Source organism: Streptomyces sp. NBC_00086 (assembly GCF_026343255.1).
Lineage (GTDB): Bacteria > Actinomycetota > Actinomycetes > Streptomycetales > Streptomycetaceae > Streptomyces.
On record NZ_JAPELZ010000001.1, the window covers coordinates 7,139,187 to 7,161,485 of the forward strand.

13 protein-coding genes are annotated in these 22,299 nt (G+C 69.3%); 8 read left to right on the plus strand and 5 right to left on the minus strand.

Features of this window, described 5'->3' with window-relative positions; genetic code table 11:
• Positions 1 to 225: 225 nt before the first annotated feature.
• Complete coding sequence (locus OG276_RS32435) at positions 226 to 2,760, plus strand: beta-glucosidase (RefSeq protein WP_266910757.1); 2,535 nt, start codon at positions 226 to 228, stop codon at positions 2,758 to 2,760.
• Between the two features lie 61 nt (positions 2,761 to 2,821).
• The gene (locus OG276_RS32440; RefSeq protein ID WP_266910759.1) at positions 2,822 to 3,529 is read left to right on the plus strand and encodes a DedA family protein; all 708 of its coding nucleotides are present in this window, start codon (positions 2,822 to 2,824) and stop codon (positions 3,527 to 3,529) included.
• A gap of 63 nt (positions 3,530 to 3,592) precedes the next feature.
• Here the strand turns inward: OG276_RS32440 and OG276_RS32445 are convergent, their stop codons facing one another.
• Complete coding sequence (locus tag OG276_RS32445; protein ID WP_266910761.1) at positions 3,593 to 4,138, minus strand: gamma carbonic anhydrase family protein; 546 nt, start codon at positions 4,136 to 4,138, stop codon at positions 3,593 to 3,595.
• Between the two features lie 162 nt (positions 4,139 to 4,300).
• Here OG276_RS32445 and OG276_RS32450 point away from each other — a divergent pair, with 162 nt between their 5' ends.
• Positions 4,301 to 5,032, plus strand: a complete 732-nt coding sequence (locus tag OG276_RS32450; protein ID WP_266913302.1) for a DapH/DapD/GlmU-related protein — start codon at positions 4,301 to 4,303, stop codon at positions 5,030 to 5,032.
• 16 nt (positions 5,033 to 5,048) lie between these two features.
• Here OG276_RS32450 and OG276_RS32455 read toward each other — a convergent pair whose 3' ends face one another.
• Entirely contained in the window at positions 5,049 to 5,918 is an 870-nt protein-coding gene (locus OG276_RS32455) for a DMT family transporter (RefSeq protein WP_266910763.1), read from the minus strand.
• A gap of 115 nt (positions 5,919 to 6,033) precedes the next feature.
• Between OG276_RS32455 and OG276_RS32460 the strand changes: the two genes are divergently transcribed.
• On the plus strand, positions 6,034 to 6,615 hold the full coding sequence (locus OG276_RS32460) for a helix-turn-helix domain-containing protein (RefSeq protein ID WP_266910765.1): 582 nt from the start codon (positions 6,034 to 6,036) through the stop codon (positions 6,613 to 6,615).
• Between the two features lie 52 nt (positions 6,616 to 6,667).
• On the opposite strand, the gene OG276_RS32465 is transcribed toward OG276_RS32460, so the two are convergent.
• Both OG276_RS32465 and OG276_RS32470 read right to left on the minus strand, forming a co-directional pair.
• On the minus strand, positions 6,668 to 7,477 hold the full coding sequence (locus OG276_RS32465) for an HAD family phosphatase (protein ID WP_266910767.1): 810 nt from the start codon (positions 7,475 to 7,477) through the stop codon (positions 6,668 to 6,670).
• A 144-nt stretch (positions 7,478 to 7,621) separates the two neighbouring features.
• Positions 7,622 to 8,026 carry a CoA-binding protein gene (locus OG276_RS32470; protein WP_266913304.1) on the minus strand — a complete coding sequence of 135 codons (405 nt, stop codon included), beginning with the start codon at positions 8,024 to 8,026 and terminating at the stop codon, positions 7,622 to 7,624.
• A gap of 279 nt (positions 8,027 to 8,305) precedes the next feature.
• On the opposite strand from OG276_RS32470, the gene OG276_RS32475 reads away from it, so the two are divergent.
• The gene (locus tag OG276_RS32475; RefSeq protein ID WP_266910769.1) at positions 8,306 to 8,932 is read left to right on the plus strand and encodes a YigZ family protein; all 627 of its coding nucleotides are present in this window, start codon (positions 8,306 to 8,308) and stop codon (positions 8,930 to 8,932) included.
• A gap of 18 nt (positions 8,933 to 8,950) precedes the next feature.
• Here OG276_RS32475 and OG276_RS32480 read toward each other — a convergent pair whose 3' ends face one another.
• Complete coding sequence (locus tag OG276_RS32480) at positions 8,951 to 10,159, minus strand: NAD(P)/FAD-dependent oxidoreductase (RefSeq protein WP_266910771.1); 1,209 nt, start codon at positions 10,157 to 10,159, stop codon at positions 8,951 to 8,953.
• A 1,026-nt stretch (positions 10,160 to 11,185) separates the two neighbouring features.
• Between OG276_RS32480 and OG276_RS32485 the strand changes: the two genes are divergently transcribed.
• The 3 genes from OG276_RS32485 to OG276_RS32495 all read left to right on the plus strand — a co-directional run bounded on the left by OG276_RS32485 (position 11,186) and on the right by OG276_RS32495 (position 21,678).
• A complete protein-coding gene (locus OG276_RS32485; protein WP_266910773.1) occupies positions 11,186 to 14,452 on the plus strand; it encodes a LamG-like jellyroll fold domain-containing protein in 3,267 nt (1,088 codons plus the stop codon).
• Positions 14,453 to 14,767: 315 nt separating this feature from the next.
• The gene (locus OG276_RS32490; protein WP_266910775.1) at positions 14,768 to 21,166 is read left to right on the plus strand and encodes an RHS repeat-associated core domain-containing protein; all 6,399 of its coding nucleotides are present in this window, start codon (positions 14,768 to 14,770) and stop codon (positions 21,164 to 21,166) included.
• Positions 21,166 to 21,678 (plus strand): hypothetical protein, encoded by a 513-nt coding sequence (locus OG276_RS32495; protein WP_266910777.1) that lies wholly within the window; start codon positions 21,166 to 21,168, stop codon positions 21,676 to 21,678. The genes OG276_RS32490 and OG276_RS32495 overlap by 1 nt, the downstream gene beginning before the upstream one ends.
• The last annotated feature ends 621 nt before the right edge of the window (positions 21,679 to 22,299 follow it).

Genomic DNA, 22,299 nt, shown 5'->3' on the forward strand with positions numbered 1-22,299 from the left:
CAGCCGCCGCGGGGCCGAGCTCGGGGAGCCGCCGCGGGGCCGAGCTCGGGGAGCCGCCGCGGGGCCGACCTCGGGCAGCCGCCGCCGCAGGGCTGAACATCGGCGCCGCGGTGGCGCGCCTGATGCGGGCCCGTGCGGCCGTCGGCGCACAGTGGGCGGCGGGAGCGGTCCGGCGCGGGCCGCTCCCGCCACCTGACGCCGATGCCCACGCCGCAGGGAGCGCCCATGAGCGAGGCCGTGTCCAGACGCCGTGCGATGCGCTTCCTCGGGGCGATGGGCGCCCTCGGTGCCGCCCTCGGCGCGGCCGGCTGCGTGCCGGCGCCGCCGCCCGGCGCGCAGCCCCGTAAGGCCTCCGCCTCCGGGGCTGCCCCGGCCGCCGCGCCGGCGGCCGGCCGCACCGCCCGGATCGACGCCCTGCTGGAGCGGCTCACCCTGGAGGAGAAGACCGTCCTGCTGCACGGCGGCCCGGACCCGGCCCCGCTCGGCCAGGCCGGCTACGTGCCGGGCATCCCGCGCCTGGGCATCCCGGCGCTCCGCCTCGCCGACGGTCCGGCGGGGGTCCGCGTCGCGAAGCCCGCCACCGCGCTGCCCGCCCCGGTCCTGCTCGCCTCCGCCTTCGACCCGGCGCTCGCCCGCGCGTACGGCCGGGTCATCGGCCGCGAGGGCCGCGCGCTCGGCATCGACGTGCTCCTCTCGCCGATGGCCAACCTGATCCGCACCCCGTACGCCGGGCGGAACTTCGAGACGTTCTCGGAGGATCCGAAGCTGACGGCCGACCTGGTCGCCGAGGTCGTCCGGGGCATCCAGGACGAGGGCCTCATCGCCACCGTCAAGCACTTCGCGCTCAACAACCAGGAGAAGGGCCGCGACACCGTCGACGTGATCGCCGCCGAACAGACCCTCCACGAGACGGAGCTACGGGGCTTCGAAGCCGCCGTGGCCGCCGGGGCCGGCGCCGTGATGGGCGCCTACAACAAGGTCAACGGGGTCTACGCCTGCGAGAGCAAGCCCCTCCTCGACGAACTGCTCCGCGGCCGCTGGGGGTTCGACGGCTGGGTGATGTCGGACTGGAACGCCACCCACAGCACCGTCGCCTCGATCGGCGCCGGCCTCGACATGGAGATGCCCGCGGGCACCCATTACGGCGCCCCGCTACGGGAGGCGGTGCGCGGCGGCTCCGTCCACGAGGGTGCCGTGGACCTCGCCGTCCGCCGGATCCTGACCACCCTGGACCGCTTCGGACTGCTCGCCGCGCACCCCGCCGCCCGGCCCGCCCGGGACGCCGCCGCCGGGGCCGCGACCGCACGGCGGATCGCCACCGCCGGAGCGGTCCTGCTGCGCAACGAGCGGTCCACCCTGCCGCTGACGGGCCCCGCCGCCCGCTCCATCGCCGTGATCGGCCCCACCGGGCGGACCCCCTTCGTCGGCGGCGGAGGCAGCGCCCACGTGGTGCCGGACGCGGCCGCCGCCCCCCTCGACGAGATCCGGAGGCGGGCCGGCAGCGGCTCCACGGTGGGCTACGCCCTCGGCGAGGACCTCTACGGGCGCCCGCTGCCGCCGAAGCTCCTGACGCCCGAGGCGGGCCTCGACGACCGGGCGGTGGCTCCCGGGCGCACCTGGGGCTTCGAGGGGACCTTCCGGCTGGCCGCCGACGACGAGTGGACCCTGCTCGTCCACTACACCGGGAAACGGCCCTCCGTCCGGCTCGACGGGGAGGAACTCTTCCCCGTACGGCAGGGCGTGGCCGAGCAGTTCGCCGGCGGACTGCTCGGCGCCGCCCCCGACGGCCGCACCGTGCGCCGCCGCACCCTCGCGCTCAAGGCGGGCGAACACCGCCTCGCCGTCTTCGCCGAGGGCGGGCCCAAGGGGCAGCGGCTGCGGCTGCGGCACACCACGACGGCGACCCGGGCCGCCGACCTCGCCGAGGCCGTCAAGGCGGCCAAGGCGGCCCGCAGCGTGGTGCTGTTCGCCTACGAGGACGCCACCGAGGGCAGCGACCGCACCTCCCTGGGCCTCCCCGGCGCCCAGGCGGCGCTGATCGAGGCCGTCGCCGCCGTCAACCCGCGCACCACGGTGGTGCTCAACACCTCCTCCGGTACGACCATGCCGTGGCTCCCGCGTACCGGAGCGGTCCTCCAGATGTACTACCCGGGCCAGGAGGGCGCGGCCGCCACCGCCGACGTGCTCTTCGGCGACGCGGACCCGGGCGGCCGCCTCACCCAGACCTTCCCGGCCGACGAGCGGGCGACCCCGGTCGGCGGGGACCTGATGCGCTACCCGGGGGTGGGCGGGCGGCAGGAGTACACCGAGGGGGTGCACGTGGGCCACCGCTGGTACGACCGGCAGCGGGTGGCTCCGCTGTTCCCCTTCGGGCACGGGCTCTCGTACACGACGTGGGCGTACGAGAAGCTGGCGGTCCGGCGCGGCGGCGCGCACGGCAAGCAGGGCGGGCTGCGCGTGGAGTTCACCGTCCGCAACACCGGACGCCGCACGGGCACCGAGGTGGCGCAGGTCTACGTGGGGCCGTCCCCGGACCTGAAACTGGACCAGCCGGTCCGGGCGCTGGCCGGGTACCGGCGCCTGACCCTCGAACCGGGCGAGGCCCGGCGGATCGTCCTGGACGTCGACGCGCGCACCCTGTCCTCCTGGGACCCGGAGCGGGACGCGTGGGTGGTGGGGACGGGGCGCCGCGAAGTGTTCGCGGGGCGTTCCTCGCGCGAACTGCCGCTGCGGGCAAAGGCTGTGGTGGCGACCGGATAGGCTGCCCGTTCGGTCCGCCACAGGGGGCGGGCCGGGCGGAACGACACGGGAGGACGTACCGGTGCACATCCAGGAATGGCTGGAGACGATTCCGGCGGTCAGCATCTACCTCCTGGTGGGGCTCGTCATCGGACTGGAAAGCCTCGGCATCCCGCTGCCGGGGGAGATCGTCCTGGTCAGCTCGGCGCTGCTGGCCTCACAGCAGGGGCACATCGACCCCGTGGTGCTGGGCATCTGCGCGACCACCGGGGCGATCGTGGGCGACTCGATCGGTTACGCGATCGGGCGCAGGGGCGGGAAGCCGATGCTGGAGCGGCTGGGACGGCGCTTCCCCAAGCACTTCGGGCCGGACCAGGTGGCCATGGCGGAGCGCTCCTTCGACAAGTGGGGCATGTGGGCCGTCTTCTTCGGGCGGTTCGTGGCCCTGCTGCGGATCTTCGCGGGGCCCCTGGCGGGCGTCCTGCACATGCCCTACTGGCGGTTCCTCGTCGCGAACGTCCTCGGGGGGATCCTGTGGGCGGGCGGCACGACGGCCGTCATCTACTCGATCGGGATCGTCGCGGAGCCGTGGCTGAAGGGGTTCTCGTGGGTGGCCCTCGCCCTGGCCCTCGTCTGCGGGATCGCCATGACCGTGGTGGTGCGCGGACGGATGAAGAAGGCCGCCGCGGCGGCGCGGGCCGAGGCCGAGGCCGGTACCGGCGCGGCTGCGGAGGCGTCCGACGCGGTCCCGGCGCAGGCTTCTGGCGCTCCGACCGTACTCACCGACTGAGGAGCCCGGCCCCCTGACCCCGCCCGGCCCGAGGGCGGGCGGGGGGCTTCGGCGCCGGGCCCGTCAGGCGCCCGGGGTCGCCGAGGCGCGGTGCTGCTCGGCCAGCTCGTTGTACATGAGGGCGTTGACCTTGAGGCCCTCGCGCTCCTCCGCGGTCAGCTCGCGCCGCACCTTCGCCGGGACGCCCGCGACCAGCGAACCGGGCGGGACGACCATGCCCTGCGGGACCAGTGCCTGAGCGGCCACCAGCGAGCCGGCGCCGATCACCGCGCCGTTGAGGACCGTCGCGCCCATCCCGATCAGGCAGTCGTCCTCGATCGTGCAGCCGTGCACGACGGCGTTGTGCCCGATGGACACGCGCTCGCCGATGGAGACCGGGAACCCGGGGTCCACGTGCACGGTGCAGTTGTCCTGCACGTTGCTGTCGGCGCCGAGCGTGATCGGACCGCAGTCCGCGCGGAGCACCGCCGAGTACCAGATGCTCGACCCCGCGCCGAGGGTCACGTCCCCGACCACGACCGAGGTGGGAGCGGTGAACGCCGTCGGGTCGATCACGGGGTTCTTCCCGCCGACACCCATCACGAGTGCCTGGGCCGCCTGCTGCGTCATGTGTTCTCTTCCTCTTCCGGTACGTCGTGTCGCGCTACCGGCACCGTAGGCCACGCCGTCCGAGCCACCGGGGATGGGGTGAAGATCACGGCGCGGCCCGGGCCCGGGGCGCGCTACGGTGACCCGGTGGCGAAGAACCAGAACACGTTCTCTTCTCAGGCGGTGCTTTCTTCCCTGACGGCGCTGCGCCGCCGGCTCGCGGGGCGCGCTGTCCACGCGGGCTGGCGCTGGATGCAGCGGGCCGGCGCGGTCACCGCGCAGGCTCCCGGAGGGCTGCGCTTCGGCGCGATCGGGCACGGCACCCGGCTCGCCTTCCCGCAGGGGACGGTCTTCGGCGCGCCCTGGATCCGCCTCGGCGACCACTGCATCATCGGCGAACAGGTCACGCTCACCGCAGGGATGATGCCGGACCTCGACCTCGGCGCCGAACCGGTCCTGGTCCTCGGCAACGGCGTGGTCATCGGCCGGGACAGCCACGTCATAGCCGACACCCGCATCACCATCGGCAACGACACCTTCTGCGGTCCCGGGGTGTACATCACCTCCACCAACCACAGCTACGACGACCCGCACGAGCCCATCGGCAAGCAGTGGCCGCGCAGCGCCCCCGTGGAGATCGGACCGGGCTGCTGGCTGGGGACCGGCGCGGTGATCCTGCCCGGGGCGCGGCTGGGCCGCAACGTCGTGGTGGCGGCGGGAGCCGTCGTACGGGGCGACGTGCCGGACCACGCCGTGGTGGCCGGGGCACCGGCGCGGATCGTCCGCCGCTGGGACCCCGAGACGGGCTGGCAGCCGCCGCTGCGCACCCCGGCGCCGGTCCCGATCCCCGACGGGGTCACCCCGGAGCAGCTGCGCGCACTGGGCGCACTGGCGGACGTGTCGGAGCCGGAGTGAACGCGGCGCCCACGGTCTAGCCCGCCGCGAGGAGGACCGTGCCCGCCAGGGCCAGGCCCGCGCCCGCCGCCTGGACGGTGCGCAGGCGTTCCTTGAGGACGGCGAAGGCGGCCAGGGCGGTGATCACCGGGTAGAGGGAGGAGAGCACGGCGGCGGTGGTGACCGGGCCGTGCTGGGCGGCGATGGAGTAGGTGCCGTTCGCCGCGACGTCCGCGAGCCCGACGAAGGCGAGCGCCGGCAGCAGCCCCCACAGGATCCGCAGGCCGCCCGTACCCGCGGGGAGGGCCGGGGCGCCGCGCCCGGTCCGCACCCACAGGGCCGTGCCGCCGACGGCGATGTTGGTGACGCGCTGCACGAACAGCGCGAGGAACAGGCCGGGCACGGTGGAGGAGGCGTGGGCGATCAGAGCCATCACCGCGCCGAAGCCGAAGGCCGCGACGAGGGTGAGGACGACGGCCTGCCGCTGCACCGGAGCGCCGCGCAGCTCGGGGCCGCCGGCGAGGACGATGCCCACGACGGCCACCGCGATCCCCGCGAGCTGGGCGGCGCCGGGCCGCTCGCCCAGGAGCAGCCCCGCGGCCATCGGCACCACCACGCCGAGGGAGCCGAGCGGGGAGACCACGCCCATCGGACCGAGGGCGAGCGCCTTGTAGAAGCTGAGCATCGCGACCGGCCCCACCAGCCCCGCTCCCACCGCGAACCAGAGCTGCGGTCCGGCCTCCCGCCAGGCTCCGGTGCCCAGGACCACCGCGCCCAGTACGAGGACGGCGAGGATCTGGGAGGCCACGACCACGGTGAGGGCCGGTATCCGGCGGGTCAGCAGCCCGCCGCCGAAGTCGGCGAGGCCCCAGAGGACGGCGGTGGCCAGGGCGAACAGGGCGGTCATGGCAGGCCTCGCAGTACAGTGTGTTGAACGGTGGAGTACATGGTGGAGTACAGCGCACGATAGTTCAGCATAGTGAACCCTGTCATTCAAAATATTGTACGGAGTGGACGGAACGGTGTCTGATCTCGAACAGCTCACCCAGGCGCTCGGCCGCAACCTCAAGCGCTGGCGCCGGGAGCGCGGGTTCACCCTGGAGGCCCTCGCCGCCCGGGCGGGGGTGAGCCGCGGCATGATCATCCAGATCGAGCAGGCCCGTACGAACCCGAGCGTCGGCACGACGGTCAAACTGGCCGACGCCCTCGGCGTCAGCATCACCACCCTGCTCGACCACGACCGCGGTCCGCGGGTGCAGGTGGTACTGCCGGGGCAGGGGGTGCGGATGTGGTCCACCGAGGGCGGCAGCGGCGCGAGCATGCTGCTCGGCGACGACCGGCGCGGGCCGGTGGAGATGTGGACCTACCGGCTGGAGCCCGGCGAGGGGACCGCCTCGGACCCGCATCCGCCGGGCACCTTCGAGATGCTGCACGTCACGGTGGGGGAGCTGACGCTGGTGGTCGGGGACCAGTCGTACGCCGTACCGGCCGGCGGGGCCGTCTCTTTCGAGGCGGACGCCCCGCACGCCTACCGCAACGAGGGGCCCGGTCCGATGGAGATGACGATGGCGGTCTCCATCCCGCCGGTGACCGCCCACGCCTGACGGTGCCCGACCGGGGTGGGTGGGGGCTGGGCGGGGCGGGGCCCGTGCGCGGTCAGCGCGGGCCGGTGGCCTCCAGGTCTGCGCCGCGGGTCGTCCCGCGGGTCGTCTCCGGGGTCGCGCCCAGCACCGGGTGCGTCGCGATCAGGTCCTGGCAGACGGCCAGTACGTTGCGCCGGTCGGCCGTGATCCAGTCCCGGTCCATCGCCCAGCCCCGCAGGATCGGGTCCGGTTCGAAGGCGATGGCGAGGCCGACCTGCTCGAACACCTCGGCGTCGGAGGGGGAGTTCCCGATGGCGAAGGAGCTCCGGCGGTCCACCGGGCTGCCCTTGGTCGCGGTACGCAGCGCCGCGCGCTTGCCGCCCGGCAGGGCCGGCGTGGCGGTGAGGGCTCCGGTGCAGCGGCCGCGCCGGAACTCGGCCCGCATGCCGTGCGCCTCGCCGATGCCCAGCTCGGCCGCCGCACGCCGGACGATCTCGTACGGGCTCCCGGATATCAGTACCGTCCGAAGCCCGGCCGCGTGCAGGAGCCGTACGAGCTCGTCGGCGAAGGGGAGGATCTTCTTCCGGGCCTCCGGCCAGGCGGCGTCGGCGGCCCGCTCCACGTCGGTCCGGTCCGCGCCTTCGAGGGCGCGTGCGAGGTGGCCATAGGCGGCGGCCACGGAAGGGGCGTGGGCCGCCGTGCCCCGCTGGTAGCCGGCCATCATGTCGAGCGCTGCTCGCCCGGCCGCCGGGTCGCAGACGCCGCCGGCGATGAGGGACTCGACGAAGGGGGCGGCCACCGAGCCCTCCACCAGGGTGCCGTCGAGGTCGAGCACGGCGATGCGGGCATGGCTGTGGGCATGGCTGTGGGCATGGCTGGTCACGGTGGCACTCCCTGGTCGGGGTCGGTCCGAGGTGCGCGGCAGACCCCGACGGGGAGGCGCGGTCTCAAGTATTCGTACCGTTTGGGCGGTTTGGGTACTTGAGCCGCGTTGAAAGGGTTGAAGGCCGGGAGGACCCCCGGGGCCTCAGAGGGCGGGGATCTCGATCGCCGGGCAGCGGTCCATGATCATGTCTACTCCGGCCGCGCGGGTGCGGGCGGCGGCGGCCTCGTCGACCACGTTCAGCTGGAACCAGACGGCCTCCGCCCCCTTCGCGACAGCCTCGTCGGCGACGGTGCCCGCCAGCGCGCTGTTCACGAAGACGTCGACCACGTCCACCTTGAAGGGGATCGCCTCCAGCGAGGGATAGCCCTGCTCGCCGTGGACCGTCTCGGCCTTGGGGTGCACGGGGATCACGCGCTTGCCGTACCGCTGGAGAACCTCTGCCACGCGGTACGCGGCCCGGTCCCGGTTGTTGGACAGGCCCACCACGGCCCAGGTGTCGCCGAGCTCGGTGAGGATCTTGCGGATGGTTGCCGGATCGCCGTACACGTGTGCCGCCTCCTGGTGCTGGTTCTGCTGGTTCTGCTGGTTCTGTCGGTCCTGCTGGTCCTGACCGCTGATTGCTGTCAGCCCGGTCAACGGAAAAGGCGCATGCCGGATTCCCCGTAAGCACGGCAGGGCTCCGTCACGTCGGGTCCTCGTCGTCGAGTCCGTGGGTTCCCCAGCGGTCCCGGGCTGGTCTCGATCAGGTGCAGCGGGGTCCGTTGCCGCAGGTAGGCCGCCTGCTGGTCGGCCGGCCCGGGCTCGACCACGGCTTAGGGTGGACGGGTGAAGGCAGACCAGTACGTGACGGTGGCCCGCGAGGGTGTGCACGAGTCCGAGATCAACCGCTCGCGGTTCCTGTGCGCGCTCGCGCCCGCGGCGACCGAGCGGGAGGCGCAGGAGTTCGTCGCCCGGATCCGCAAGGAGCACCCCACCGCCTCGCACAACTGCTTCGCCTACGTCATCGGCGCCGACGCCTCCGTGCAGAAGGCCAGCGACGACGGCGAGCCCGGCGGCACCGCCGGGGTGCCGATGCTGCAAATGCTCACGCGCCGGGACATCCGCTACGCGGTCGCCGTCGTCACCCGCTACTACGGCGGCGTGAAGCTCGGCGCCGGCGGCCTCATCCGTGCCTACGGCGGGGTCGTCGGGGAGGCGCTCGACGTGCTCGGCACCGTCACCCGCCACCGCTACCGGCTGGTCACCGTCACCGTCGACCACCAGCGGGCCGGCAAGACCGAGAACGACCTGCGCTCCACCGGCAGGACGGTGATCGACGTGCGCTACGGGGCCGCCGTGGAAATCGAGATCGCCCTCCCCGAGTCCGACCTGCCGGCCTTCGAGGCCTGGCTCGCCGACAGCACCGCCGGGAGCGCCACCCTCACCCCGGGCGGGGAGACGTACGCGCCCTGAGCGGCCGGGGCGGGGGTATCAACTCGCCGGCTGCGCCGCTCCCACGAGGCGGGGGTCGGAGAAGAACTCGCCGGGCTTGGTGACGCCCGCGTTCACGCGGACGAAGCCGTCCATGGTGTCCTGGCTCTCGGCGACCTTGCCCAGGACCCGCTGCATCTCGGGCGGCGGAGGTTCGAGGGCCGCGAATTCGGCGGTGAACTCGTACATCTGCATGACCCGTTCGTCCCTCGCCTGCTGGTAGCCGAGCATGGCGTCGTCGAAGGCCCCGCGGCCCGCGAAGGCGTCGTCCAGGGCCCCCGCGCACAACTCGGCGTCCTGGAAGGCGTCCTGGATTCCCTGGGCCGTGATGAAGTCCTTCAGGTACCCGGCGTCGCCGACCAGCGCCCACCCCGGTCCGTAGGGGACCCGGAAGTGGTTCTCGACGGCGGTGCCGACCAGCCGTCCGGTACTGGTGGCGGAGGCGATCCGGTCGGCGAAGGCCGGCACGCGGTTCAGGGTCTCGTGGTATCCGCCCTCGATGTCGGCGCGGTTCGCCTCGAAGTCCCGCATCGGCAGTCCGCAGACCACCAGCGTCACGTCTTCGTTGGTGGGCCAGGCCGCGAAGGCGCGGTCGCCCCGCATGTACGCCTCGAACCCGCCGTGCATCGGCAGGTTCGCCCAGTACGTGTAGTAGCTGACCTGGAGCTTCGGCTTCTCCGCGTAGCGGGGGGCGTCCACGGCGCGGGCGACCATCGAGTGCGCGCCGTCGGCCCCGATGACGACCCGGCCGTACTCGGTGGTCGCGGCCCCGTCCGGGCCGTGGCCGCGGATGCCGGTCACCGCGTCCCCCTCCGTGACCAGGCCCTCCACGGTGAACTTCTCGCGCACCTCGGCGCCGGCCTCCACGGCCGCGTCGACGAGGATCTTGTCGAGGACGGTCCGCCGGGGCGCGTACGAGCCCTGGAAGCCCAGTCCCGCCGGCGACCCGGAGATGACGAGGGGTCCCAGGTCGAAGGTGTACGTGGTGATCTCCGGGCAGCCGGTGGCGACGACCCGGTCCAGCAGGCCCCAGCGCCGCAGGGCCGCGAGCCCGGGCGGGTGGATGAGGTGGGTGGAGAGCGTGTCGCTGGGGAAGGCCGCCCGGTCCACCACCAGCACCCGGTGGCCCTGGCGGGCCAGCAGCATCGCCGTACTCGCGCCCGCACAGCGGGCTCCCACGATCACGGCGTCGTAGGTCTCTCCGGTCATGTCGATCGCCTCCCCGAAGGGGTAGGGCTCTTGCTTCCACGGTAGGCGGCGGGGCTGGTCACCGCCTCGGGAGGATCGCCCGTCGAGGTCCACCGAGGCGGCCGCCGCCGTACGCGCCGCCACGGATTTTTGGTCGATCGGAGCATTCCTGTATTGGAAATATGCAGTTCAGTGGCCCCGGGAGAAAGAAAGTCGGTCGGCCGGATTCGCGCGTCAAGAGGTTGCGTTCAATGACGCCTCGGAACTTTCTGATTTTGGAAATTTAGGAGTGAACTGTGAAACCATTGGTTCATGTCATGTTCATGGCGCGACTTGATGTGAGGTCAGGTCGGTGCCGCCTCTTTGTCAGGCGGAGTGTCGGCGGGGTTGTGAACCCGGTCGGTCGACCGAAAGTTTCGCCTAAAAATCCGAGAAGAGATTCACCGGTGTGTCCACATTGGGCATAATTCTGCACGCGGTGACGTAGCGTCAGTTGTGGGTGCAAATTCGACCTTAAGGTGATCAACGGTCCATCGATTCGGTGTTGATGGATTCTAATGAAATGTTTAGCCTCTGCTGTGTGACGTGCAGAGTCTCGTCGCCTTGGAGGGCCTGGGGAGGCCCTCATCCTTCTTCTGGGGCGGGTAAATGTCAGTAAGAGAACGGAGACGGCTTCGCCGTGCTCTGAGTACCGCGATAGGTGTGGCCTTGCTCGTCGGAGCGTCGCCCGCTTATGGGGCTGGTACGCCGCCGGCTGCAGCGGAAGCGCCGCTTCCTGAGGCGCAGCGGGCATCGAAAGAGGCTGCCAAGAGCGGCCAGCGTGTGGAAGTCGTGGGCGAGCGTTCGGAGTTCACGACCACATTTGCGAACCCTGATGGGAAGTCGTTCCGCCTCGTCCAGTCGGTCGTGCCCGTCCGGGCGAAGAGTGCGGATGGTGCCTGGGTAAAGCCTGATGCCACGTTGGTGGTTCGGCCGGACGGAACGGTGGGGCCGAAGGCCGCCGTCGTCGGTCTGAGTTTCTCGGGCGGCGGTGCCAAATCAGACCTCGTGAAGATCGAGCGGGGCGGCCGTACCTTCGGCTTGGGCTGGGGCAAGGCCCTGCCCAAGCCGAAGCTCGAGGGGGCCAGTGCCACCTACGCGGAGGTACTGCCGGGCGTTGATCTTCGTATGACGGCCACGGTGGAGGGTTTCCGCGAGGTCCTCGTCGTCAAGACCCCCCAGGCCGCGGCGAGCCCGGCGCTGAAGAAGGTCAAGTTCGCGCTCAAGGCCAAGGGCCTGGACGTCGCCGGGTCCAAGGAGAACGGACTGACGGCTCGCAACAGCGACGGCCAGACGGTCTTCGAGGCGCCGCCGGCCCGGATGTGGGACTCGGCCGGCCCGGAAGCAGCGCCTGCCGGGGCGAAGCCGGGCTCCGTCCTGCTGAACAGCCGCGCCGCGGTGACCGCGGAAGGTACCGGCCCCGTGGCCGGGTCGGTCAAGGGCGAGGAGTCGCCGTTCGACGGTCCCGGCCTCGGCGATCAGTCGGCGACCATGCCCCTGGCCGTGGACGCCACGAGCCTCACCGTCGTCCCGGACGCCAAGCTCATGGCGCAGAAGGATCCTGCGGCTTTCCCCCTGTACATCGACCCGTCCGTTAACGCGGACTACAGCGTTCAGCGTCTTCTGCTGCGCAACGACGGGTACGAGGACTACGCCTGGGAGAACGGCGAGGACAACCTCGGCAAGGGCGTGGGCGAGTGCGGTTCGTGGGCCGGCTACTACTGCGGTCCGGGCTACGTACAGCGGCTCTACTTCCAGTTCACGCCGGACAACCTGCGCGGCAAGAGGGTCCTGGACGCGACCTTCACCGTCACGGAGCCGTGGTCCTTCCAGTGCGACCCGCGCAACGTGTGGCTCGTGCGTACGGCGGGCAGCTTCACCAAGTCGACGACCTGGGGAACCAAGCCGGCCTACGCGGACCTGATGGGCGACCGTCTGGTCTCTGCGGGACGGGGATCGTCGTGCGATCCGAACTCTCCGGCTGCGCCGATCGAGTTCAATGACAATCCGGATGAAAAGGACGAGAACCTGACGTCCACGGTCGCCGCCTGGGCGACCGGCAACTCTCCGCTGACTCTGGAACTGCGGGCGGAGAACGAGAGCGACACCAGCGCCTGGAAGCGTTTCCGCAACGACGCCGCGCTCACCGTGGACTACATCAGCAACCCGGCCACTCCGACGGCCCAGACCGTCGACGGAACGCCGTGCGAGACGAGCCTCGGTGAGGCGACGACCATCGCGGACTCCACGCCCGAGCTGCGCGCCACGACCGAGGTCCAGCCGGGTGGTGAGGCGGAGGCGCGGCTGCGCGTGGCCTTCCTCATCGAGAAGCAGGACGGGGCGAACTGGGTCAAGGTCAACAGCGGCCCGTTCATCGACAGCCCCAGCAACAGCTACTACGGGGCCAATGCCTCGGTCCGTGCCGAACCGGAACTGATGCCGACCCTGCAGGACGGCAAGACGTACCGCATGCTCACCTGGACCAGGTCCTTCGCCGCCGACGTGGCGACCGCGGGAAGTCCCTATGTGACCTGCTACTTCAAGCTGGACTCGTCCGCGCCGAAGCCCCCGAGGATTTCAACCGGCGGCCTCTACGACGAGTGCACCTCGACCAGCTGCACGGCGAGCGGCAAGCCGGGACTGCCGGGTAAGTTCATCTTCCGTCCGGCCGTGGGCGAGGACTCCAAGGTCGTCAAGTACAAGTACAAGATCGACGGGGACAGCGACTGGGCCGATGCTTCGGTGGCGGCCAGCTCGTCCGTCGAGATCGCCCCGCACCACGCAGGGCTGAACACGGTCTACGTCAAGGGCGTGGACAACGTGAACGGCGGGCGCCTGGGAGAGCTGGCGACGTTCCGGTTCGCCGTGAACGAGGATCCTGATCCGGTGGCGCACTGGAACTTCTACGACATGTCCGGTGACGATGCCAAGGACACCGCGACCAGGGACGTCTCGCCCGATCCGGCCGATCTGCGCAACGGTGCCACCCGTCCCTCGGACGGTCGCCGCGGCTGGCTCCTCAGCAGCAATGACGAGGACACGGCTCTGCGGCTCGACGGTGTCGATGACTACGCGGCGACCTCCGGGCCCGTGATCAACACCCAGGAATCCTTCACCATCGCGGGCTGGGTGCGCCCTGACCGTGTGGACAAGACGTTCTCCATGGCGGGTGTCGCTGGCAAATACATGAGCGCGGTCAACATCACCCACCGCGCGAACGGAACCTGGTCGGCCGCGCTGCCCACCACGGACGACACCAACTCCAACGGCATCAAGTACGTCGTCAACGCCAAGGCGAAGACCGTTCCCAAGGTGTGGACGCACGTCGCCGTCGTGTACGACAAGGCCGCCAGGCGACTGCGGCTCTACGTCAACGGCGACTTCCAGGAAGGCATCGACCTGCCCTCGGACTTCAAGCCCGTGGCCGCGACAGGTCCCCTGACCATCGGTCGCAACCAGTACCGCGGTGACTGGGTCAACGACTTCCCCGGCCTCATCGACGAGATGACCGTCTGGCAGTCCGACCTGAGCGCGGAATCGCTGCGGGCGGACGTGCAGATGCACGACAAGACCACCGGCCGGAACATGGTCGAGCTCTCGGCCCGCTGGAACCCCGACACCGTCGCCGGAAGCACCCTGACGGACACCTCCGGCTACGACCGCGACCTCACCCTGTCCTCGGGTGCGACCATCGCAGGCGGCAAGCTGCTCCTCAACGGGACCACGGGCGACGGATGGGCAGCAGGACCGATCGTCGACGAAATGGGGTCGTTCACCGCGACCGCCGGAGTCGAACTCGACTCCGAAAAGCTCATCGCCAAGCCCAACGGGTACATCGCGCAGGTCTTGGGCCAGCGCAACAGCGGCGGGGCGGCATGGGGCCTGTGGTTCAAGAAGACCGCCACCGAAACCACCCACCACCCCGACACCGGTGAGCTGGTGACCTCCGTCCTCGGCAACTGGTACTTCGGCCGCCTCAACGCCGATGGCACCGGCACCTGGTCGGTGAGCCCGGCCAGAGCCGAGCTCGACACTTCCGTGCAGGTCACCGTCGTCCACAACGCCCAGGACAACCGTCTGAAGCTGTACGTCGACGGCAACTACGTCTCCGACCGTGACGACTTCTACGCCACCGAGTCGGGCAGCACGACCTTCGCGGTCGGCAAGGGCCTCGTCAACGACGCCTGGGGCAACTACCTCCCCGGCAAGATCAACGACGTCCGCGTATGGACCGGCGCCATGATCGACGCCGAACAGGTCAAGGACTTCACCTAGACCGGCCACGGCTGCCACTTCTTGGCAGCCGTGGCCAGCACTGAGCGGCCGGGGTCTCGTTCTGCGACCCCGGCCGCTCGGCCCTTGTGCTCCGCGCGCTCATCGCCACTCACTCACACACCTCTACCTTGCGGCTCGTCCGCTCCAGGAGTTTTTGTGTCAAGAAAAAGAAGTCTGTTGGCGAGAACACCGATCATCGGAGTCCTCGCCCTGGCCTTGTCCGTAACCGGCTCGATCACGGCCCCCCTCGCCAGCGCCGCAGATGCACCCGGCCGACCGTCGAGCCCGCAGCACCGGCCTGCGAAGGTGAACTCGGTGCCGGTCGAGACGATGGCCTCAGCCGAGCTGATCGCCAAGCTCAAGGCCGAGGACAAGGCCCAAGCCGAACGCGCTAAGGCCAACCCGAAGAACACCTGGCCCAAGGCCACCACCCTCAAGAGCGACTTGGCCAGTGCCCCGGCCGCCAACTCCCTGGTGGCCGTCGCCCCGCCGGCCAAGACCGCCCGCGCGGGCGCCGCCGCCTCCGGTCAGGCCACGGTGCAGGTGCTGGACCAGCAGGCGGCCCGCAAGGCGGGCATCACCGGCGTGCTACTCACGGCCACCGCCGCCACACCCGGCACCGCACGGGTCGAGGTGAACTACGACTCGTTCGCATCGGCCATCGGCGGCTCTTGGTCGACCCGCCTGGGCCTGGTGACCCTGCCGGGCTGCGCGCTGACCACCCCGGACAAGCCGGAGTGCCGCACGACCACACCCGTCGCCTCCAACAACGACATCGCCAGCCATGAACTCTCCGCCAACGTCACCCTGGCCGGCGCCAAGCCGGCCACGACAGGCAGTGTCCTGCTCCGCGCTCAGGAACTCCCGAGCACGCCCTTGCTGAGTGCCGCTTCGGCTGCACCCACTGTGCTCGCGGTGATGGCCACGAGTGCCGCGTCGACTTCAGGTGCCGGCGATTACAAGGCCACCCCCCTGGCCAGCTCCTCCACCTGGGAAGCTGGCGGGTCATCGGGATCGTTCACCTGGTCCTATCCGCTCACCGTGCCGCCCGCAGCAGCGGGTCCTGCGCCCTCGCTGGCCCTGTCGTACGACTCGGGGTTCATCGATGGCCGCACCGCGACCACCAACAACCAGGGGTCCCAGGTCGGTGAGGGTTTCGACCTGGCCTCGTCCTACATCGAGCGCAAGTACGCCTCGTGCGACGACGACGCCCAGGCGGACAAGCACGACCAGTGCTGGAAGTACGACAACGCCTCCCTCGTCCTGAACGGCAAGGCCAGCGAACTGGTCAAGGACCCTTCGGATGCGACGGGCAACACCTGGCGCCTGAAGAACGACGACGCCACCAAGGTCATCCGCGGTCGGGGTGCCGTCAGCACCGATGACGGCGACACCACCACCGACCCGAATGACACCGACGGTGAGTTTTGGAAGGTGGTCACCAGTGACGGAGCCACCTACACCTTCGGCCTGAACAAGCTCCCCGGCGCGCCCGCGGACACCGAAACCAACTCGGTCTGGACCGTTCCCGTCTTCGGCGACGATGAAGGCGAGCCCGGCTACAAGAAGAGCAGCAGCTTCTCCGGCCGTTCGGTTCAGCAGGCCTGGCGCTGGAACCTGGACCTGGTCCAGGACCTGCAGGGCAACGCCTCCACGTACTGGTACACCAAGGAGGGCAACTACTACGCGAAGAACGGCGACAAGACGACTCTTGGCGCCTACACGCGTGGTGGCTACCTCAAGGAGATCAAGTACGGGCAGAGGGCGGACGCGCTCTTCACCGGCATCGCCTCCGGCCGCGTCGCATTCACCTACGACGAGCGCTGCGAGTCGGACTGTTCCTCGCTCACCGAGGACACTGCCGACAACTGGCCCGATGTGCCCTTCGATACCATCTGCGCGAGCACGGCGACAGACTGCAAGTCCACGGGTCCGTCGTTCTTCACCCGCAAGCGCCTGACCAACATCACCACGCAGGTCTGGTCCACGGCTGTCTCGCCTGACGCCTTCACCGACGTCGACAGCTACGCCCTCGTCTCCGGATACACGGCGCCGGTCAATCTCAACGACCCGAGCGACCGGAGCCTGGTCCTCAAGTCGGTCACCCGCACCGGCAAGAACGGCACCGACCTCAAGCTGGACCCGGTCGACATCGTCTACGACAACCGGCCCAACCGGGTCGACGTACCGGGCGACGACATCCTGCCGATCAATCGCCCCCGCATCCGCACCATCACCTCGGAGACCGGAGCCACGACCACGGTCACCCTCTCCGACCCGCAGTGTGTCAGCGGCACCAAGATGCCCACGGCGGTCGACGACAACGCCGACGACGCACGCCCCTGCTACCCGGTGAAGTGGAAGGTCAACGGTGGCGATACGCGCCTGGACTGGTTCCACAAGTACCGCGTCACCAACATCACCACCAAGGACGCCGTCACGGCTGCCACCGTGTCCAACTCGTACGACTACGAGAAGCCCGGCTGGCGCTACAACGACGACCCCATGACGAAGGAGAAGGATCGCACCTGGTCCAGCTGGCGCGGCTACGGCAGGGTCACCACCTACACGGGCGTCGGCTCCAACCGCTCCAAGACCACCAACGTGTACATGCAGGGCATGTACGGCGACAAGACGGCCGACCCGAAGGTCACCCGCACCAACAAGGTGCCCGTCATCGACATCGACGGCGCCGGCCCGATCGCGACGTCGGACTCCACCGACTACGACCAGGTGGCAGGCTTCCTGCGCCAGTCGGTCACCTACAACGGGTCGACCATCATCGCGTCCTCCCTGAACTACCCGGGGTACACGAACACAGCCACGCAGAACGTCTACAAGATGACGGATGCGGGGCAGGTTGCGAAGGACAGCGACGGCAAGCCGATCGTCGACAAGACCATCACTGCCTCACAGGTTCGTACGTCGCGGGCGTATCAGTACACGTACCTCACCGCCTCCGACACCTTCCGTCGGACCCAGACCGACTACTCGTACGACGACTACGGCATGATCGCGCGTGTCAGCGCCCTGGGCGACCACGCCAAGAGCGGCGACGAGACCTGCACCAACACCTGGTACGCCCGCAACCCAGCCGCTGGCCTGACCAACCTGGTCTCTCGCACCCGGACCGTGGCCCAGGCCTGCGTGGATGCCGACGGCAATGACCTCACCGATGACAAGCTGACCTTGCCCTCCTCGCTGACCACCCGCGGCGATGTCATCTCCGACACCGCGACCGTCTACGACGACGCCACGGTCACCGGGTGGAAGGACGGGCGCGTCCCGACCAAGGGACTTGCGACCTGGACCGGCCGGGCCAAGGCCTACCCTGCCGCCAGCGGCACCAACCCGCGCACCCCGTCCGAGACGGACGGCTGGCAAAAGCTCTCCAGCGCCACCTACGACATCCTCGGCCGGCCCCTGAGCGCCACCGACGCGGCAGGCAACACCTCCACCACCGCCTACACCCCGGCGACCGTCGGCCCGCTCACGGCCACCGTGAGCGCCAAGCCCACGCTGGACTCCAACGGGCAGACCCACCGGACCTACGCCTACTTCGACCCCGCCCGCGGTGCGGTGATCAAGGGCGAGGACGCCAACGCGAAGATCACCACCAGCGCCTACGACGCGCTCGGCCGCGTCACCGGCACCTGGCTGAGCAATCGCAGCCAGACTGGCGGTGAGACCCCGAACATCAGGTACGGATACTCCTTCAAGCGCGGATCCTCACCCTGGACCTCGATAACCCAGCTCAAGCACGACAACACCACCTACCGGACCCCGGTCTACGCCGTCGCCGACTCCCTGCTGCGTCCGCTGCAGACCCAGACCCTGTCGCCCAACGGCGGACGGATCCTCACCGACACCCGCTACGACTCCCGCGGCCTGGCCTACGACACCTATGCCGACGCCTGGGACGACAAGAACACACCGGACGGCGACTACGACGCCGTCACCGCCGGAGGGCCCTTCCCGCAGACCAAGACCTCCTTCGACGCCGCAGGCCGCCCGACGACCTCCGAGCTGTGGGTCAACGGCACCAAGAAGTGGTCCACGGCCACCAGCTACACCGGCGACTCCGTAGCCACCTCTGCACCTGACGGGGGCACGGCCGCTCGTACCATCACCGACACGCTGGGTCGGACGACGGAAACCCGCACGTACGCGGGCGAGCAGCCGGATGACAGTGCGTACGGCGCCACCCTCGGTACCGCGTACACCAGCGTGAAGTACACGCTCACCCGAGACGGCAAGCCCGCCGCGGTCACCGGGCCGGACAGCAGTAAGTGGTCATACACCTACGACCTCTACGGCCGTCAGCGCACCGTCACCGATCCGGACACCGGGACGACCACCACGCACTACACGTCGCTGGATCAGATCTCCAGCACGGACGACGCACGCGGCACCACGCTCCTGTACTCCTACGACGAGCTCGGCCGCAAGACCGCCAAGTGGCAGACCTCCCGCACGGACGCCAACAAGCTGGCCGCCTGGACCTACGACACTCTCCTGCGGGGTGCGCCTACTGCCTCCATTCGCTATGTCGGCGGCACGACGGGGAAGGCCTATACCAAGAAGGTCTCGGAGTACGACTACCTCGGCCGTCCCAGCAAGACCGAGCTGACGCTGCCCGCCGACGACGCGCTGGTCACCTCGGGCGCCGTCAATGCGACCACCGCATACGAGACGAACCTCTGGGCAGACGGCACCGTCTCCAGCACCTCCGAGCCCGCGGCCGGCGGCCTTCCCTCGGAGACCATCAGCACCGACTACAACAGCTACTTCCTGCCGGACGGTCTCTCCGGGACCAGCGGGTACGTCCAGAGCGTCGGCTACTCGCCTCTCGGCCGGCTCGAGACGATGAAGCTCTCGCGTTCGGGAGCGCTCGGCGTCAAGGACGTAGACATCGCCAACACCTTCGAGGAAGGAACGGGCCGCCTCAAGGCAACCACCGTCTACGAGCCGACCCACGGCCTCGTCCAGGACAGCACGTACACGCACGACGACGCCGGCAACGTCACGTCGATCTTCGACAAGGCCACGGTCAGTGGCGCCAGCGCGGCCGACTACCAGTGCTTCACCTACGACGGCCAGCGCCGCGTAACCGAAGCCTGGACCCCGAGCACCGCCGACTGCGCCAGTGCCGGACGGACCACGGCCAACCTCGGAGGACCCGCCTCCTACTGGAAGTCCTACACCTACAACGCCGGTGGCCAGCGCGCCTCGGAGACCACGCACACGAGCTCCAGCACCACCAACCGCACCTACTGCTACGACACCGCCCGCAGGCACGCCCTCGTCTCCAGCACCACCGGGACGGACTGCACGGCGGTCGCGGACCAGTACACCTACGACGAGAGCGGGAACTCCACCAAGCGCCTTCGTTCTCCCTCCAGCAGCGACAGCCAAGTGCTGACCTGGAGCGGGGAGAACAAGCTCAGCAGGCTCGTCGAGGGAACCGACACCACCAGCTACCTGTACGACGCCGACGGCGAGCTCCTCATCCGCCGCAATACCGCAGGCGAAACCGTCCTGTACGCCGGGTCCACCGAGGTCCACCTCGAAGGCACCAAGAAGTGGGCCAACCGCTACTACACCCTCGGCGGCCAGCGCGTAGCAGTCCGCAGCAACGAGACAGGCACCTCGAAGGTCTCCTTCCTCTCCAGCGACCACCACGGCACCTCCTCAGTCGCCATCGACAGCGGCGACGAGCAGACGTTCAGCAAGCGCTACATCACCCCCTTCGGCGCCCCCCGAGGCAACACCGTCGGCACCTGGCCCGACGACAAACGCTTCCTCGGGAAGTCCGCCGACACCAACACCGCACTCACCCACATCGGCGCCCGCGAATACGACCCCTACACCGGACAATTCATCAGCGTCGACCCGATCCTGAGCCTCGACCAGCACCAGTCCCTCAACGGCTACACCTACGCCAACAACAACCCGGTCACCTCCAGCGACCCAACGGGTCTCTGTGTCCCCAATGAACGTGGCGGTTGCGAATCGGGTACTCGCCCAGGCGAAACCCCAGGAGCAGGCACATCCCCTGGCTGCATTTTCGCCTGCCCCCCCGCCGGCCCCCCCGGAGCTACAGCTGGCGGCACCGGCGGAACCAACGGCGGCGGAACCACCAGACATACCAATGACTACAGTGACACGGAAGATAGGATCTACGACAAGGAATCACCCGGTAAGAAAGATCGCGAAGTATTCAATCGACTCCAGTACGTCGTAACCGGACTTTGGTTCAAGGGATGGTTGAATGGCTGGGCACTGCTGAGTCATTATCTCGATAATACGGGGGACGATTTCATTCTTCATCCGGATCAGATGATCGAGGAAATTCCGCGATTCAAGCAAAAAGTATCCGAATTCTTCCAGGATGAGGATGGAAGCGATTCCGGATGGAGGCAGACTCGCGCTGACGAGGATGACGGTCATAGCAGTCTAGACTGGTACTATGCCCTCAATAGTTTCCAGTGGCGCGTTTCCGATATTAAGGTTGACACGTACGGAAAGGTCGCTTCCTACAATTTGGAAATCAGGAAAAGATACGACTGGGGAGTGCCCAGTGAGAATCGGGATGATCTCGATGGTCCGATGGGGCTTCACTTCACTCAGCCCGAGATTGCTCACCTGCACACCGTCGGGCTGGCCCAAGATTTCAACGTGTACGGAAGTTCGCGCATGACGGGGACGCCATAATGGCCTACGCGAAGAGCCTGAAAATTCTCCTGGCGCTCCTTGCTGGCGCGGCGCTCGCCGGGTGCGGCAGTGCGGTCCAGTCAGCTGCGCCCAGCGGGCGTACTCAGGTGCGGAGTGACCACTACGAGCGATTTCAGGGCCGTCCCAGTCCAGAGGACTTGAAACGCTACGGACTCCCGATTCCGGGTGACGTTCAGGCCGTCGAACACTGGAAATACAAGAGTAGTGGTGCAGGCATGGACCTCTGGGTTCGGTTTGAGGCGACTCAAGCTCAACTGGACCAGTTTCTGAGGAATCTCGGGCAGAGTGAGCTCGATATGCTACCCGGCCATTCGCCATTCGACTCCAAGGATGAGGCGAAACTGGGATGGGACATCCAGTCCGGACCTGACGTTTCGGGTTTGGCCATACCAATTCCCGACAGTGACTTGCATGGCACGTACAGGCAGGTGGCGGTAGATAGACGGGGCGACTCGCTTGTCATGGTTTACGTCTCTTCGGCGACCACCTGACGCTGAGCCCCTTCTCACCTGAGGGTGCTGCCGGACTGTTGGTGGTGAAGGGTTGCACGTAACGACGAAGCTCCTGGTGGACGGGTTCTCGACCGAGATCGCCGTGTCCGCCAGGAGCTTCGCGTGTCTTCCTGGCCTAGTTGGGGTGGCGGCTCCCGGTTCAGGGGGCGGCGGGTAGTGCGCCGAGTCGGCGCCGGCACGTGGTGAAGGCGTCGCTCCAGGGCCAGGTGGCCTCGAGCCGCAGCCATCGGCGGTGTGCGTGTTTCGCGAGGCGGGCGGGCAGGTCGTAAAGGCGAAACGCATGATGTCGGGCTCGCCCTGGGCGAGGCCTTCGGCATCGTGGAGGGCCGGCCAGCAGCCTCATCCAGGCATCGAGATCGGCGGCGAGGTTCGAGGCCAGCATCGTGAAGCTTGCCGGTGACGGCCGCCGAGATCGAGGTCCGCAGGAGCCGAGGCCATCGAGGCGTTGAAGCAAGGCCTCGATAGGGCAGGGCTCGCTCCCGCTGCCCCTTTCACGGCATCGGTCGTTTGACGTGCTGGCCCCGTGCTTGCCGCTGGAGCCAGGTACGGGCCTTCTTGCCCCGGTGCCGGTGCGTGGGCTGCCGACGCGGGTGACCCTCC

Coding starts and splice junctions, on each gene's coding strand:
- OG276_RS32435 (WP_266910757.1), top strand. CDS start 226: ATGAGCGAGGCCGTGTCCAGACGCCGTGCGATGCGCTTCCTCGGGGCG.
- OG276_RS32445 (WP_266910761.1), bottom strand. CDS start 4,138: ATGACGCAGCAGGCGGCCCAGGCACTCGTGATGGGTGTCGGCGGGAAG.
- OG276_RS32455 (WP_266910763.1), bottom strand. CDS start 5,918: ATGACCGCCCTGTTCGCCCTGGCCACCGCCGTCCTCTGGGGCCTCGCC.
- OG276_RS32480 (WP_266910771.1), bottom strand. CDS start 10,159: ATGACCGGAGAGACCTACGACGCCGTGATCGTGGGAGCCCGCTGTGCG.
- OG276_RS32495 (WP_266910777.1), top strand. CDS start 21,166: ATGGCCTACGCGAAGAGCCTGAAAATTCTCCTGGCGCTCCTTGCTGGC.